This is a genomic window from Luteibacter sp. (genome assembly GCF_036499525.1).
Taxonomy (GTDB): Bacteria; Pseudomonadota; Gammaproteobacteria; order Xanthomonadales; family Rhodanobacteraceae; genus Luteibacter.
In genome coordinates this window covers 1-15,325 of record NZ_DASYDO010000073.1, presented here as the reverse complement: position 1 = coordinate 15,325, position 15,325 = coordinate 1, and the positions used below count along the sequence as shown (strand labels likewise).

Here is a 15,325-nt window from a genome sequence, read left to right as displayed (position 1 = left end):
CGACTAAAGCCGTGAGCAGCACGACCTGTGGCGTTTCGCGAGAAGCTGTCGCGCGCAGGGCGCGCTCTTACGGTTGGTCTCCGGGCATCGGGGGAGGGGACCGTGCCGGCGGGCCTGCTAGAATCTCGCGTTGACGACCCCATAGCCTCGCCATGCGAATCCTCACGACCGCGGCACTAGCCCTGGCCCTCTCCGCCCCTGTCCTTGCCGACCCGCCTGCGAAGCCGGCGCGCCTTGGCCTGTGCGCGGCGTGCCACGGCGAGGACGGCGTGGCGAAGATTCGCGGCGCGCCGAACCTGGCCGGGCAGAAGCTCGATTACCTGCGCGAGGCCTTGCGCCAATACCGCGACGGTCGCCGCGACATCCCCGTGATGCGCGCCGCGACCGGCCCCCTCACCGATGCGGAGCTCGACCGGCTCGCCGAGTGGTACTCCGCCCTTCCGCCTCCCAAGGCCGCTCAATGAATTTCACCGGCACACTCATCGGCGCCGTGCTCGGCATGTGGATCACCCACAATGTCCTCGGCGCCATCGTCGGCGGCGCGCTCGGTTTCATGTTCGACGCCAGCCGCCAGCAACAGCGCCGCCGCACACCCGCCCAGGGCGGCTATATCGCCCCGCTGTTCGCCCTGATCGGCGCCGTCGCGAAGGCGGACGGCCGTGTGTCCGAGGCGGAAATCGCCATCGCCGAGCGCCTGATGGTGCGCATGGGACTGGGCCAGGAAGACCGCCGCACCGCGATCGAGGCGTTCAACGAGGGCAAGCAGCCCGAGTTCAACGCCACGGCCGTCATCGACGAGCTGCGGCACTGGGTCGGCCATCGCCGCGACCACGCTTTCCCCGTGATCGACGTGGTGATCGAGACGGTGCTGGCCGAAGGCAATCCCTCGCCCGAAAAGATGGCCCTGCTGCGCCAGCTCGCCTTCGCCCTGCGCGTGAGCGACATGGAGCTGATGGCGCTGATGGCGATGAAGGGCTACGCCTGGAACGCCGGCGCCGGTGGGCGTACGCACGGCGGCCGCGCCCATGGCGGTGGCTACGTGCCCCCGCAGCGGAGCACGCAGGGGCCGGATCCGTACGCCATCCTCGGCATCCAGCGCGACGCCGACGACCGCGCCATCAAACGTGCCTACCGCAAGCTCATCTCCGAACACCACCCCGACCGCCTGGGCGACCTGCCCGACGATATGCGCCGCCGTGCCGAAAGCCGAGCCAGCGAGATCAACGCGGCGTACGAGCGGATCAAGGCGGAGCGCGGGTTCAAGTAGGAGCGCGCCTTGCGCGCGACATGTTTCAGGGCCGTGAGCAACTGGCCCTGCGGCTGTTCGCGAAGAGCTGTCGCGCGCAGGGCGCGCTCCTACAAAAACGTGATGCGTTCAAAAACGTGATGCGCTGACGGTATAACCTGAAGCATTCCACCGCCCCTCACCGGTACCTCCCATGGCCAAGCAATCCCCCGTCATCGCTCCGTCCATCCTCTCCGCCGACTTCGCCCGGCTGGGCGAGGACACGCGCAAGGTTCTCGATGCGGGTGCGCAGTGGGTGCACTTCGACGTGATGGATAACCACTACGTGCCCAACCTCACCATCGGGCCGATGGTGCTGAAGGCGCTGCGCAGCTACGGCATCGCCGAGCACATCGACGTGCACCTGATGGTGAAGCCGGTGGATCGCATCGTGCCGGACTTCGCCAAGGCCGGCGCGCGCAGCATCAGCTTCCACCCGGAGGCCAGCGAGCACGTGGACCGCACCATCCAGCTCATCAAGGACGAAGGCTGCGAAGCCGGGCTGGTGTTCAATCCGGCCACGCCGCTGTCCTGGCTGGACTACGTGATGGACAAGATCGACATGGTGCTGATCATGTCGGTGAACCCCGGCTTTGGTGGCCAGAAGTTCATCCCGTCGGCCCTGGACAAGATCCGCCACGTGCGCGAACGCATCGATGCCAGTGGCCGCGCCATCCGCCTGGAAGTGGACGGCGGTGTCACCCCCGACAACATCGGCCGGATAGCCGCCGCGGGCGCGGACACCTTCGTGGCCGGCTCGGCCATCTTCAACGCGCCCGACTACACCGACGTGATCCGGCGGATGCACGCCGCCATCGACGGCAAGTAGGCCATCCGGCCGGTCCGTGAGTCCTGGGAATTTCACGGGCCGATAGCAAATCGGGTGGTACGGTAAAACCGCTCCCGGGAGCCTCATGACCGGTCGGGCACGAAGCGTCGTTCCGGACCGTGACGGCGCTTAGGGGAGGACTCCAGAGCACGGTCCTGATGCCACGCGTACCGGGGGGTACCGTCAGCAAACAGTCGGAGTCGATCATGAAATCCCTGACATCGTTTGTTCTGTCCCTTGCGGCACTCGCCGTCATGCCCCTCGCCATCGCTGGGGAAAGGCCCCAACCGTTGCCCGACCAACAGGACGCCGTATCGCGTTCGTTGATGCCTTGCCCCGGAGGCCTGGAGCGTTTCCTGCCAGGCGATTACTACTTCTGTTCCGCCGCCCGTAACTACTGGAGCGGTCATGATGGCCTGGCGCGCGAAAGCCTGCTGAGCGCCGCCAGCTGGGGCAGCAAGCCGGCGCAGTACGCGCTCGGCGTCATGTATTTCAATGGCGACCACGCGCAGAAGAACCGTCCGCTGGGCCTCGCCTGGCTGGCCCTCGCCTCCGAACGGCACGACCCGGCCTACGAACCAGCCTTCGTGTCCGCCTACCAGCAGGTATCCCCTGAGGAACGCGCCCAGGCCAACGCCTACTGGAAGGACATGAAGGGTACGTACGCGGATGCCGTGGCGGCTCCCCGAGCGGAACGCCGCTTCGATCGTGAATACCAGCAGATCGCCTGGGCCGTGAACTTCGGCGGCAGCGTCTTCATCGACGGCGTGACCCTGCCGTACGGCTACGCCGGCGTACCCGGCGGTGCCCCGCTGCAAAGCGGTTTCTCACTCGGCCGCATGCTGCAGACCCAGAAGGCCATGTACTTCTACGGCTACAACAGCCACGTGTTCGTGGGTGACGCGGAACTCGTGCCGATCAGCCAGGTGAGCACGGCCAGGAGCGAGTAACCCCCGCGTTAAAAAAGCTCCCCCGTCCATCGGGATGGGGGAGTGAAGGAGGCTCCCGGCAAGGAGCTCAGGGGAAAAGGGTTATACGGGTTGCCAGTTCGGGTCCGGTTCCGCCGGCCCGGTGACCGGTGCGCTTCCGTGCGCGCCGGCCGCGCCAAGGCCTTCCATGGCCGGTTCCACGAAGTCGTCGAAGAGATCCATAGCGTCCTCCCGTCAGTGCATGCCAAAGAGCAGGCCCAGCAGCAGCGCGCCCAGGGCGAGGGCGACGCGCAGGGGCTCGAAGTCGCGATCGAGTTCGGTGTTGTCGGCGTCGGGTCTGGTTTTCATGGATTCTCCTCCGGCGCCGGGTGACGCGCCGTCATGCACAGTGGAAAGCCACGGGCGGCGGGCGGAACGTCCTGGTCGAGGCAATCCGCGGATCGTTTATGGCAAAAGACGGGCAAAGACTTCGTGCACGGCGCCGGCTGCCGGATTAGGGCTTGCGGGCGGCGTTCAGGGAGGCGAAACGCGGGCAAATCGGGTGCAGGCCTTGCGGCGCGGCCGGGCACATAGCACGCTGCGCACGCCGATCCCCTTTCACGGAATGCTTATGGCCCGCAGCATCGCCATCGTCGAAGACGAACCCCTCATCCGCGCCAACTACGTGGAGGCGCTGAATCGCTTCGGCTATGAAGCCCGGGGCTACGGTTCGCGGCGGGATGCCTCCACCGCCTTCGCCATGCGCCTGCCGGAACTGGTGATCATCGACATCGGCCTCGGCGACGAGCCCGAGGGCGGCTTCGACCTCTGCCGCGAACTGCGTGCGAAGTCGGCGACCTTGCCAATCATCTTCCTCACCGCGCGCGATTCGGATTTCGACGTGATCTCCGGACTGCGCCTGGGCGCTGACGATTACCTCTCGAAGGACACCAGCCTGCATCAACTCGCGGCGCGCATCGCGGCGCTGTTCCGCCGCATCGAATCGCTGAAGACGCCCACTGCAAGCGAGACGGTGATCGAGCATGGTCCGCTGAAGCTGGAGTCGGAGCGCATGCGGATACTGTGGAACGGGATCGAGATTCCGCTCACCGTCACCGAGTTCTGGATGGTGCACACGCTGGTGCGTTTCCCCGGCCACGTGAAGAACCGCGACCAGCTGATGCGCGAAGCGGAGCTGGTGGTGGACGACGCGACGATCACTTCGCACATCAAGCGCATCCGCAAGAAGTTCGTGGCGCTGGCGCCGGAGTTCGATGCGATCGAGACGGTGCATGGGGTGGGCTACCGCTGGACGCCGTGACCGCGCCTACTGTAGGAGCGCGCCTGCGCGCGACATCTTTTGTGGCCGTCCCCCGGAGCTGGCGCGCGAGATTCGTGACTGGCGCGAAAAGCTGTCGCGCGCAGGGCGCGCTCCTACAACAGCCGCCTGATCGATGACCCTCCGCCAAAAACTCCTCCTGGTCGCCCTTTGCACGCTGGCACTCCCCGTCGCCGGCTGGCTTTACGTGCGCCAGATGGAAACCTTGCTGCGCGAAGGCCAGGCGCAGGCGCTGGTGGCGTCCGCGCGGGCGATGGCGCGCAGCCTCGTGGTGGTGGACGCGCCGCTGCCGCCGGCGGGTCCGGCGTGGTACCTGCAGCGCACCCCCGTGCCGATCACCATCGACGGCTACGGCGACGACTGGGCGTCGCTCAGCCCGTGGGCGCAATCCTTCGGCAGCAACGCGAAAGTGATGCTCGCCGAAGACGATCGCTGGGTGTATTTCAGCGCCGAGGTACGCGCCCCGCAGCGTCGCCGCGCCGATGCGGGCGACCGGCTCGTGCTCAGCGCCGACCATCTCATCGTCTCCATCGCCAGCGGCGAGGATGCGCAGCGTTATGTGCTAGCCAGCGCCGCACCGGGACCGACCACGGCGATCGCGCTCGACGCCGAGGCCGGCGTGCTGCCCGATCGCATCAACGCGCAGTGGCAGGAAGACGGTAGCGGCTTCCGCGTGGAGTTCCGCCTGCCGCGTGGCCTGCGGCTGGACCGCTTCGGCCTTGGCGTGCATGTCGCCGCCGATGGCGACAACGAGCCGCTCAGCGCCGAAAGCCGGCCGTTGATCGACTTCTCATCGCCATTGTCACAGGAACTGGCCCGCCTCGCGCCCGATGGCGTGCGCGTACGCATGCTGTCCGGCGACGCGTGGCTCGTGGCGCAGAGCGGGAAGCTGGACCTGCCCGATCTTCCGGCGTCGGAGCGCCCCGGCTGGTTCGCTTCGCTGGTTTATCGCTCGCTGCTCGCGACGCGTTTCGATGCCGAAAGCGCCTGGGCGGAAGATGCGCCGCGCATCGACCTGCCCGAGGTGCGCGGAGCGCTGCGTGGAAAGCCTGCCACGGCATGGCGCGCGGGCGAGGCACGCGGAAGCGTCGTGCTTGCCGTGGCGGTGCCGGTGATGATGCGCGGCAAGCTGCACGGCGCGGTGTTGCTGGAGCAGCCCAGTCGCGCGGTACCTCTGCTGGCCAACCGCGCGTTGTTCGGCCTGTTGCTCACCAGCTTCGCCGTGCTGCTCGTCGCGGGTGGCGTCCTGCTGCTGTTCGCCACGCGGCTCACCATCCGCCTGCGCCGCCTGCGCAATGCCGCCGAGCGTGCGCAGGCCAACGATGGAAGGCTCGAGGGGCCCTTTCCGCTCACCGAAGCCAGTGACGAACTGGGCGACCTGGCGCGAAGTTTCGCACGACTGTTCGAGGTGGTCGGCGGTTACACCGATTACCTGCGCACCCTGGCGTCGAAGCTCTCGCACGAACTCAACACGCCGCTGGCGATCGTGAAATCGTCACTGGACAACCTGGATCATGCGGGGCTGCCCGCCGAAGCGGAGCCATACCTCGCCAGGGCCCGCGATGGCGTCGCACGTCTCGGCGCCCTCGTCCGCGCCATGAGCGAGGCCAGCCGCATGGAGCGCGCCATCGCCGCCGCCGAGGCCGAGGATGTGGACCTCGCCGACATCGTGCGCGGTTGTGCCGAGGGCTACCGCGTGCTGGCCGGCGACCGTCGCCTCGAGGCCGAACTGCCGTCCACACCCGTGTTCATGCACGTGTCGCCGGAGCTCATCGCGCAGGCGCTGGACAAGCTGTTCGACAACGCGCTGTCATTCACATCGCCGGACGGCTGGATGCGCATCGTCCTGCGGCCGACGGCCGAAGGGGCCGATATCGAATTGGCCAACCAGGGGCCGCCACTACCGGCGGCCATGCAGGGCCGCCTGTTCGACTCGCTGGTAAGCCTCCGCGACAAGGCCACCCCCGGCGACGCACCCCACCTGGGCCTGGGTCTTTACGTGGTCCGCCTGGTCGCCGAGCGCCACCAGGGCAGCGCCAGCGCCCGGAACCTCGAGGACGGGGTGGCCTTCACCCTGCACCTGAAAGGCCTGCCGCGCCAACGCCTGGCCTGACCCGCCGACCACGGGCCTGCCCCGCTCACCACGGACCTGACCCATCTACCACGGGCCTGCCCCGCCACCGCCGTAGGAGCGCGCCCTGCGCGCGACAGTTTTTCGCGATCGCCTGCAGGGGCTGTGGACCGGCGCGAAGAGCTGTCGCGCGCAGGGCGCGCTCCTACGAGGGCGACGCGGCGCGTGCGGCGCATCGGGCGCCTTGTCCGCCAAATCTTGCGGGGCAACATCCCCTACAATCGACGATCACCTCAACGTCCCCTCGCCCGATGATCTCCCGCGAACAATTCGATGCTTACGCCGCGCAGGGCCACACACGCATCCCGCTGGTGCGCGAGGTCTTTTCCGACCTCGACACGCCGCTGTCGGTGTACCTGAAGCTGGCCGATGGTCCGTACACCTTCCTGTTCGAATCGGTCGAGGGCGGCGCCACCTGGGGACGGCATTCCATCATCGGCCTGCCGGCCCGCCGCGTGTACCGGCTGCGCGGTCACGAGCTGGAAGTGGAGGAGAGCGGCGAGGTCATCGAGCGCCGTCACCTCGACGATCCGCTGGGCGAGATCGAAACGCTGCGCAAGCAGTACGACGTGCCGAAACTCCCGGGCCTGCCGGACTTCACCGGCGGCCTCGTGGGCTACTTCGGCTTCGAGACCATCGGCTATATCGAAAAGCGCCTTGCCCAGTGGGACAAGAAGGACGAGCTGGGCACGCCCGACGTGCTGCTGATGCTCGCCGACGAAGTGGCCGTGTTCGATAACCTCAAGGGCCGTCTCTACCTCATCGTCCACGCCGATCCCTCGCGCCCGCAAGCGTATGCGGAAGCCTCCCGCCGCCTCGACACGCTGGCTTTCCGCCTGCGCCAGGGCGGCGTGTCGTACCCGCAGCTGCTGCAGCCCGAGGCGCTCGACGAGTCCGACTTCAAATCCTCGTTCACCCGCGAGGAATACGAGGCGATGGTCCGCACCGCGCAGGAGTACATCCGCGCCGGCGACATCTTCCAGGTGGTGCCGTCGCAGCGCCTGAGCATCGGTTTCAACGCGCGTCCGGTGGACGTGTATCGCGCGCTGCGCGCGATGAACCCGTCGCCGTACATGTTCTTCATCGACATCGGCCCTACGCAAATCGTCGGCTCGTCGCCGGAAATCCTCGTGCGCCTGAAGAACGGCCGCGTGGTGCTGCGCCCTATCGCCGGCACGCGCCGCCGCGGCAAGGACGAGGCGGAAGACATCGCCCTCGAAACCGAGTTGCTCGCCGATCCGAAGGAACGCGCGGAGCACCTCATGCTCATCGACCTCGGCCGCAACGACGTGGGCCGCGTAAGCAAGACGGGCACGGTGGAGCTGTCCGAGTCCTTCGTCGTCGAGCACTACTCGCACGTGATGCACATCGTGTCGCAGGTGGAAGGCGACATCCGCGACGACCTGTCGTACATGGATGTGATCAAGGCCACGTTCCCCGCCGGCACGGTCAGCGGCGCACCGAAGATCCGCGCGCTGGAGATCATCCAGGAACTGGAGCCGTTCAAGCGCAACATCTACGCCGGCGCCATCGGCTGGCTCGGCTGGTGGGGCGACGCGGATACCGCGATCGCCATCCGCACCGCGGTCATCCAGGACGGCCGCCTGCACGTGCAGGCCGGCGGCGGCGTCGTCTACGACTCCGATCCGGCAGCCGAGTGGGAAGAAACCATGAACAAGGGACGCGCACTTTTCCGCGCCGTAGCCCAGGCCGCCAAGGGCCTCTGAAACCCGTGCACGAAACAACACCCTTCGGTGGGAGCGCGCCTTGCGCGCGACAGCTTTTCGAGACTACGTACCAGGACCTGCTGCTCTTCGCGAAAAGCCATCGCGCGCAAGGCGCTCCTTCAGCGCGACGCATCCGCAGAACGGCACACGATCAGCAATAGCCCGTGAGGGATTACTCCATGAACAGCCGTACCTTCATCGCAGCCACCTCCCTTGCCGTACTCGCGGCCACCGCGCAGGCGCGCGAGCCATGGAGTGACGATGTCGCCTCGCGCACGCAGGCGCTGGCGCTGCTGCAATCGCTCAATGCCGACCTGCTCAGCCACCCCAGTGCCACGCTGACGCTGGAGCGCTGGTGCGGTGGTCATTCGCTGGCGCCGGAAGCGACGATCCTCGCCCGCCGCGTGAAGGGCCACGACAAGCCGCTGCCCGACGCCGAGCGCGCCACGCTGGGCATCGGCCCCGACGAGCCGGTGCGCTATCGCCGCGTGCAACTGGCCTGCGGCGAGCACGTGCTGTCCGAGGCGGACAACTGGTATGTGCCCTCGCGTCTCACGCCCCAGATGAACAAGATCCTCGACACCACCGACCAGCCGTTCGGCAAGGTAGTGCAGGCGCTGCACTTTCGCCGGCAAACCCTCAGCGCCGATCTTCTGTGGTCCCCGCTGCCGGTAGGCTGGGAGATGGACGCCCCGCTTCCGCCGCCGCACAAGGGCCCGCTGGCCATCCCGCACGAGGTGCTGCGCCATCGGGCGGTGCTGTTCACGGAGGCGAACCAGCCCTTCAGCCTCGTCGTAGAGACCTACACCGCCGACGTCCTGGCCTTCGGCCGCCGCTAAGCCAACCCGCTTATTCCATCCGGCCGACTTGGCAGCGGCCCCCTGGCTGCCCGAAGCTGGTCCTGTCCCATCACGGGGTAGGGGCCATGTCCTCGGTACCGGCATTCAGCCGAAAGATTCCCGCGACCGGTGTTTCTGGAACGAACCCGTTCGCCTCGCACTTGAGCATCAGCAACGCGCCGCGGCTCGGCCCGCAGCCGAATTCGCTGGATAACGCGGTGAGCTGCGCCACCCACTGGGTACGCATGTCCGACGGCCGCAGGACGGACGCCATGTGGCTGGAAGCCGGGGCGATGATGCAGAAGATGGTGCCCCGCGCCGAGTGGGCCCGCTACCTGCGCAAGATCCGCCTCGACCGCGGCCAGCTCGTGGGCAGAGAGTGGTTCGAAGTCACCCGCGTACGCGACCCGGTAGGCCTGCCTTCCGGCGATTACCTCAACGTGATCTTCGTATCGCACTACACCCGGGCGGTGTTGTTCGAAACCGTGTCGCTGGCGCCGGGCGGGACGGGCAGCTTGAACTGGCTGCCCGTGGGCTACGTCATCCGGCCCGTGCAACGCGAGATCGCGTTCACCCAATAAGCAACGCCCCTGCGTCTACGTTTGTAGGAGCGCGCCCTGCGCGCGACAGCTTTTGAGGCTAAGCCCTAGAGCTGGCGCGTGACTCTGTGTGGACTGAGGCGAAAGGCTGTCGCGCGCAGGGCGCGCTCCTACGGATGTCGACACAGCAGGGTGTTTAGAGTGCTTCGTCCAGGGCTTTATAGAAGCGCTCGGGGGCCTCGATCATGGGCGAATGCGCCAGGCCTTCCAGCGGAATCAGCTTCGCGCCGGGAATCCGCGCCGCGGCTTCTTTCCCAAGCTCCGGATAATGGCCAAGCTTCGCCACCACGTCCGGCGGTGCGCCTTCGGCAATGGCCGTGGTATCGCGCTGCCCGATGATCAATACCGTCGGTACCTTGATCGACGGAAACTCATACACCACCGGCTGGGTGAATACCATGTCGTAGGTGAGCGCGCCGGCCCAGGCCGAGGTTTCCTTGCCGTCGCCTTCGTACTGCCCGGCTTGCATCAGCGCCCAGGGGTCGTAATCGGGCTTCCACTTGCCGGTGTAGTAGTGCGCCATCTGGTAGCGCTTGATGCCGGCGTACGAGGTCTTCAGGTCGCGCGCATACCACGCGTCCACGCTCTGCCACGGCACGCCCTTGGCCTTCCAGTCCTCAAGGCCGATAGGATTCACCAGCACCAGCTTCTCCACGCCCTGCGGGTACATCAGTGCATAGCGCACGCCCACCATGCCACCCATGGAATGCGCGACGACGGTGACCTTGTCCACACCGAGACTCACCAGCAGGTCGTGCGTGTCCGCCGCCAGTTGATGAAAGCTGTACTGGAACGTGTGCGGCTTCGACGATTTGCAGAAGCCGATCTGGTCGGGAATCACCACGCGATAGCCTTCGGCGCGCAGGTGCTCGGCCGTCGCCGCCCAGTAAGGGCCGCAGAAATTCTTTCCGTGCAGCAGCACCGCGGTGCGGCCGTTGGCGTGCTCCGGTTTCAGGTCCATGTAAGCCATCTGCAGGGACTGGCCCTGGTTCTTCACCGGGAACATCGTGACGGGGTAAGGGTATTCGAGGTGCTCGAGGCGAGCGCCAAGGGCTTCGACCTTCGGGGTGTCGTCGGCGAATGCGGGGAGGGCGAAAGCCAGGAGAATGACGGGGATGAGGGCGCGCATAGCAGGATCCGGGTGAGGGGACTCGGCAAGCCTATACGAGCTGACGTTCAAGCAAGGATGAAACTTTGCAGCAGGAAATAACGCGTGTGGGCTTCCCGCACAGGGCTAATGACGTACGGTGTGAAGGTGGGGACTGAGGAAATTTGGGGGGTGTACCGATATGCCTCGCGCGGATCGATGGCCATACTGGGACTACGTGCATGCAGGGAGTACACCATGACCGACTTCGACGCACCGGCCCGGCCTTATGTGCGTCCGCCTTTGACACGCGGCGTCGATCCGCAGCGGATGAACTGGTTGTGGCAATTGATCCTCAAGGCCACCGATCTCGATGCCACCGATGTTCGCGACGCGTTGAATGCGAACGGTGTGGCCGTGACCGACAAGCGGATGGCCAGCTGGCAGGTTACCGATAACGACGAGAACTATTTTCCGCTGACGATCGCGGAGCTGGAGCGCAATTTGCGGTCGGTCATTGCGTGGAGGGCTAAGCGGGCGGAGAGCGAAGGAAGCGAGGCTCCGTAGGAGTGCGCCTTGCGCGCGACATCTTTTAAGGCTGTGAGCAACAGGGCCTGTTGCCTTTCGCAAAAAGATGTCGTGCCCGACGCGGGCATAAACGCGAAGGGCGCGCTCCTACGGGGGCGTTTACGAATAACGCTCCGACAGGAAGCGGAAGAACGCGCGGAGGCCTTGGGCTTCGCCGCCGCGGGGGTGGCCGGGGCGGTCGCCGTCGTTCCAGGAATAGGTGTCCAGGTGCATCCAGTTCTGGCCGTCGGGGATGAAACGCTCCAGGTACAGCGCCGCGGTGATCGCGCCGGCGTGGCGCGACGGGCCCGCATTGGCGAAGTCCGCCACGTACGATTCCAGCATGCGGCGGTACGGACGCCACAGCGGCAGGCGCCACAGCGGATCGTGCACCAGTTCGGCGGAGCCAATCACATGGTCGGCCAGCTGGTCGCGGTTGGTGAACAAGGCCGGCAATTCCGGCCCCAGCGCCACGCGCGCGGCACCGGTCAGCGTCGCGAAGTCCACGATCAGATCGGGCGACTGCTCCACCGCCAAAGCGATGGCATCGCACAGCACCAGGCGGCCTTCCGCATCGGTATTGTCGACCTCCACCGTATGCCCGGCGCGCGTACGGATGACCTCGCCCGGTCGCATGGCGTTGCCGGCGATGGCGTTCTCCACCGCAGGCACCAGCAGCGTCAGTCGCACCGGCAGCTTCGCCTTCATGATGAGGCCGGCCAGCGCGATGGCATGCGCCGCGCCGCCCATGTCCTTCTTCATCCAGCGCATGCCGTCGGCCGGCTTGATGTCCAGGCCGCCGGTGTCAAAGCACACGCCCTTGCCGACGATCACGAGCTTCGGGTTGGACGTCTTGCCCCAGGTCAACTCGATAAGACGCGGCGCGCGATGGCTGGCGCGGCCCACCGCATGGATGGTGGGGAAGTTGTCCTTGAGCAGTTCGTCGCCGACCCATTCGCGCACCGTGGCCTTATGCGCGTCGGCGTGGGCATGGATGGCCTGCGACAGGTGCTCGGGGCCCATGTCTTCCGTGGGCGTGTTCACCATGTCGCGTACTTCGGACGTGGCGTCGATCAGCGGCTGCAGGTTGCGGATCATCGCCGGCGTGACCACGAGCTGCGCCGGCTTGCGATCGTTCGAGCGATAACGATCGAAGCGGTACGCTCCCAGCGCCCAGCCGAGCACCGCGAGCTCGCGATCCTCGAACACGCCGTCGGAAGATAGTTCGTAGATGCCTTCCGGCAGGCGATACGGCAATCCGCCCAGCGCGGCCATCGGATGATGGCGATCCACGCCGACCAGCACCCGGGAGATCTCGCCCGTCGGACCCGGCAGCGCCGTCACCGCACCCGGCTTCGGCCGGAATCCGGTGGATTCGAGCCACTTGCGCTGCGCCGCATCCAGGCGCGCCTCCACGGCAGCCATGCTGCCGGCATCGACGGTTTCGATGAGGACGGCGCGTTTTCCGGACTTGCGATCGATCAGCGGTGACATCAGGCCTCCCGTGCCTCGCGGTCGCAGACGGCCGCGTCAGTGGGTTCTTCTATCGGTGAACCACCATTCTAGCTGTCCGTCGCGACCGACGCGTCAATCCAGTCGGCCAGATGGGTCATATCCGGAAATTCATAGTCCGCCGCGGGCCCGTGCGACCAGCGCTCGCCCGTGCGATTGAGCCATGCCGTCTTCATGCCGGCCTCGCGCGCACCGGCCACATCGAGCAGCGGGTCGTCACCCACGTGAAGGATGTCCGCAGGGGCCACGCCCAGGGCCTTGGCGGCCGCAAGGAAAATCTGAGGATCCGGCTTCGCCACGCCCACGCCGCAGGCGTTGAGGCGCGTGTGGAAGAGATGGTGGAGGCCGATCACTTCGAGGTCGGCGTTGCCGTTGGAGATGCTCACCAGCGGCACGTGGGCCGCGATGCGCTCCAGGGCGGGCAGGGTGTCCGGGTACAACTCCACCGCGTTGCGCGCGGCGAAGTAGATGCGCCACGCCTCGTCCACCGGTGCATCCTCGATGCCGCACGCGGCGAAGGCGTGGCGGATGGTCAGGCGCCGCTGCGTGCTGAAATCATGCGAGAGATGGGCGTTTTCCTGCGCGATCTTCTCGCGCAGTTCGCGCATGGCCTCGATGGGCCATGCGTCAGCAACATCGGGATGGTGCTGCCTGAGCCAGCGGTTCACGCAGTGCTCGGCCTCGATCAGGGCCGGCAGCACCGGCCACAGGGTGTCGTCGAGATCGAGGGAGACGGCGCGAACCGGCACGGCTCAGCGTGCGCCGAGTTTGAGCACCTGGCCGAGGCGGACGTTGTTGTCCTTCAGGCCATTCATGGCGCGCAGCTTGTTCACGTCGATCGCGTTCTTCTTCGCGATGGAATAGAGCGTGTCGCCTGCGGCCACCTTGTACGTGTGCGAGGCGGCCGGTTTCACGGCGGCCTTGGCCACGGCCTTCGCGGCCCTGGTGTCCGCGGCCTTCGCCAGCTTCGCGGCGGCCGGCTTGGCCTCCGCTACCTTCGGGGTCGTAACAGCCGTGGACTTCTCCGAGGCATCGACCGGCCTGGCGGTAGCCACCGACCTGGCGACCGGCTTGCCACGCACGGTGACCGCATCGGCGTGCACCTTGGCGAACCGGCCGCCGATCCTGGCGTTGTCCGACACCGTGAACGCTTCGGCATGCACGCCAGCGAAGCCCATATGCGCCGTGGTGCTGACGCTGGCGGCCACGCGCGCGAACCTGGACGGCTCCGCGGTGGTGGCCGCGACGGAACCCTTGGTTTCCTTCGCGGCCTTCGCGCCCTTGCCGGCCACCTGTGCCTTGGCGAGCGCGACTTCCTTGGTGGTATCGGCAGCGGTCGGCGCGGCGGCCACGGCGGTCGGCGTGGTCATCGCCTGGCCGGCATTGGCACGCGTGCCCACCGCGGAGGCGATGGCCGCACGGCGGGAGGCGTCCTTCGAAGCCAGCGCGGCGCCGTCGCCGTATGGCACGAGGCTATGCGCGCGAATCAGCGAGCTGCCCTGGCTAGAGGTCACGAAGGAAATGAACTCCTTCACGTCGGCGGCCTTCGGGCTGGTGTCGTTGGTGACGAGATAAAGCTCGGTGTACAGCGGATAGGCACCGCTGCCCACCGTGGACATGGACGGCGCGACGCCGTCGATGGAAAGGATCTTCACCTTCTTGTTCGACGACGCGCCGGCGAGCGTGCTGGCGCCGAGGCCCAGCTTGTCGAGAGTCACGCCTTCTTCGAGCTTCGCCACGTTCACGTACAGGCGCGGTGCCGCGACCGGCTGGTTGCCGCGGCCGAACAGCAGGCGGCGCATGCTGTATTCCACGCCGTCGGCCGGGCTGGCTACCGCGTAAAGATCGATCGGGGCATCGTTGCCGCCGAGGTCCTTCCAGTTGGTGATGTGCCCCATGTAGATCTCATGGAGCTGCTTCAGCGTGATGTTGCTCACCGGGTTGGACGGGTAGGTGATCATCACCAGGGCGTCCCATGCCACCGGCGTGAAGGTGAGCGACTGCTCGGCAGCACCGATGGCGGGGCGGGCCGAACCGGCGATGTCGGCGGTGCCCTTCACCACGGCGTCGATGCCGGAGGCCGTATTGAACGGCTGCAGTTCGATCTTGCCCTTGCCGGATTTCTCCCAGGCCTTGGCCACGTCGGTGACCACGCCGCGCGCGGTGGTGACGTCGCCGCGCCAGACCAGCTGACTACCTGCGGCGGCAAGAACGGTGGCGGAGGCGCTAAGGCCGATCAGCGTGGCGGTGAACAGTCGCGCGAAACGAAGAGACATGGACGGCTGGGACCTCGGGACGGGGCTAATAGGCAAGCAAGCCGCAATTGTGGGGCATCCCGCCGCCGCGCGCAGCATTGACATCGTTCAGCATCCTGCGGTCGGGAAACGGAACGTAAGCTGTAGGGCGAGTTCCTTCACATCCAACCCCCGTCCTTCACACCGGGACCCGTAGGAGCGCGCCCTGCGCGCGACATCTTCTCGCGACCACCTTGTAGGTTTGGGC

At 66.8% G+C, this 15,325-nt stretch carries 14 protein-coding genes; 10 read left to right on the top strand and 4 right to left on the bottom strand.

Annotated features, from left to right (window positions below):
- Positions 1-152: 152 nt before the first annotated feature.
- The 9 genes from VGM71_RS15605 (at position 153) to VGM71_RS15565 (ending at position 9,639) form a co-directional block, all read left to right on the top strand.
- Complete coding sequence (locus VGM71_RS15605; protein WP_331546808.1) at positions 153-464, top strand: c-type cytochrome; 312 nt, start codon at positions 153-155, stop codon at positions 462-464.
- Complete coding sequence (gene djlA, locus VGM71_RS15600) at positions 461-1,267, top strand: co-chaperone DjlA (protein ID WP_331546806.1); 807 nt, start codon at positions 461-463, stop codon at positions 1,265-1,267. Before VGM71_RS15605 ends, djlA begins: the two co-directional genes overlap by 4 nt.
- 172 nt (positions 1,268-1,439) lie before the next feature.
- Positions 1,440-2,114, top strand: coding sequence for a ribulose-phosphate 3-epimerase (gene rpe / locus VGM71_RS15595; RefSeq protein WP_331546804.1), 675 nt, complete (start codon positions 1,440-1,442; stop codon positions 2,112-2,114).
- 206 nt (positions 2,115-2,320) lie between these two features.
- Positions 2,321-3,064: a hypothetical protein gene (locus VGM71_RS15590; protein WP_331546802.1), complete on the top strand. Its 744-nt coding sequence runs from the start codon at positions 2,321-2,323 to the stop codon at positions 3,062-3,064.
- 589 nt (positions 3,065-3,653) lie between these two features.
- On the top strand, positions 3,654-4,343 hold the full coding sequence (gene pdsR, locus VGM71_RS15585; protein WP_331546800.1) for a proteobacterial dedicated sortase system response regulator: 690 nt from the start codon (positions 3,654-3,656) through the stop codon (positions 4,341-4,343).
- A 133-nt stretch (positions 4,344-4,476) separates the two neighbouring features.
- Positions 4,477-6,474, top strand: coding sequence for an ATP-binding protein (locus VGM71_RS15580; protein ID WP_331546798.1), 1,998 nt, complete (start codon positions 4,477-4,479; stop codon positions 6,472-6,474).
- 269 nt (positions 6,475-6,743) lie between these two features.
- A complete protein-coding gene (gene trpE / locus VGM71_RS15575) occupies positions 6,744-8,219 on the top strand; it encodes an anthranilate synthase component I (RefSeq protein ID WP_331546796.1) in 1,476 nt (491 codons plus the stop codon).
- Positions 8,220-8,398: 179 nt separating this feature from the next.
- Positions 8,399-9,058 (top strand): hypothetical protein, encoded by a 660-nt coding sequence (locus VGM71_RS15570; RefSeq protein WP_331546794.1) that lies wholly within the window; start codon positions 8,399-8,401, stop codon positions 9,056-9,058.
- An 86-nt stretch (positions 9,059-9,144) separates the two neighbouring features.
- Positions 9,145-9,639 (top strand): DUF4019 domain-containing protein, encoded by a 495-nt coding sequence (locus VGM71_RS15565; RefSeq protein WP_331546792.1) that lies wholly within the window; start codon positions 9,145-9,147, stop codon positions 9,637-9,639.
- Positions 9,640-9,793: 154 nt separating this feature from the next.
- Here the strand turns inward: VGM71_RS15565 and VGM71_RS15560 are convergent, their stop codons facing one another.
- Entirely contained in the window at positions 9,794-10,786 is a 993-nt protein-coding gene (locus tag VGM71_RS15560; protein WP_331546790.1) for an alpha/beta hydrolase, read from the bottom strand.
- 216 nt (positions 10,787-11,002) lie between these two features.
- On the opposite strand from VGM71_RS15560, the gene VGM71_RS15555 reads away from it, so the two are divergent.
- Positions 11,003-11,311 carry a hypothetical protein gene (locus tag VGM71_RS15555; RefSeq protein WP_331546788.1) on the top strand — a complete coding sequence of 103 codons (309 nt, stop codon included), beginning with the start codon at positions 11,003-11,005 and terminating at the stop codon, positions 11,309-11,311.
- 120 nt (positions 11,312-11,431) lie between these two features.
- On the opposite strand, the gene VGM71_RS15550 is transcribed toward VGM71_RS15555, so the two are convergent.
- From VGM71_RS15550 to VGM71_RS15540, 3 genes are all read right to left on the bottom strand, one after another.
- On the bottom strand, positions 11,432-12,805 hold the full coding sequence (locus VGM71_RS15550; RefSeq protein WP_331546786.1) for a leucyl aminopeptidase family protein: 1,374 nt from the start codon (positions 12,803-12,805) through the stop codon (positions 11,432-11,434).
- A gap of 68 nt (positions 12,806-12,873) precedes the next feature.
- Positions 12,874-13,572 (bottom strand): HAD family hydrolase, encoded by a 699-nt coding sequence (locus tag VGM71_RS15545; RefSeq protein WP_331546784.1) that lies wholly within the window; start codon positions 13,570-13,572, stop codon positions 12,874-12,876.
- A gap of 3 nt (positions 13,573-13,575) precedes the next feature.
- Positions 13,576-15,099 (bottom strand): LysM peptidoglycan-binding domain-containing protein, encoded by a 1,524-nt coding sequence (locus VGM71_RS15540; RefSeq protein ID WP_331546782.1) that lies wholly within the window; start codon positions 15,097-15,099, stop codon positions 13,576-13,578.
- Positions 15,100-15,325 lie beyond the last annotated feature (226 nt).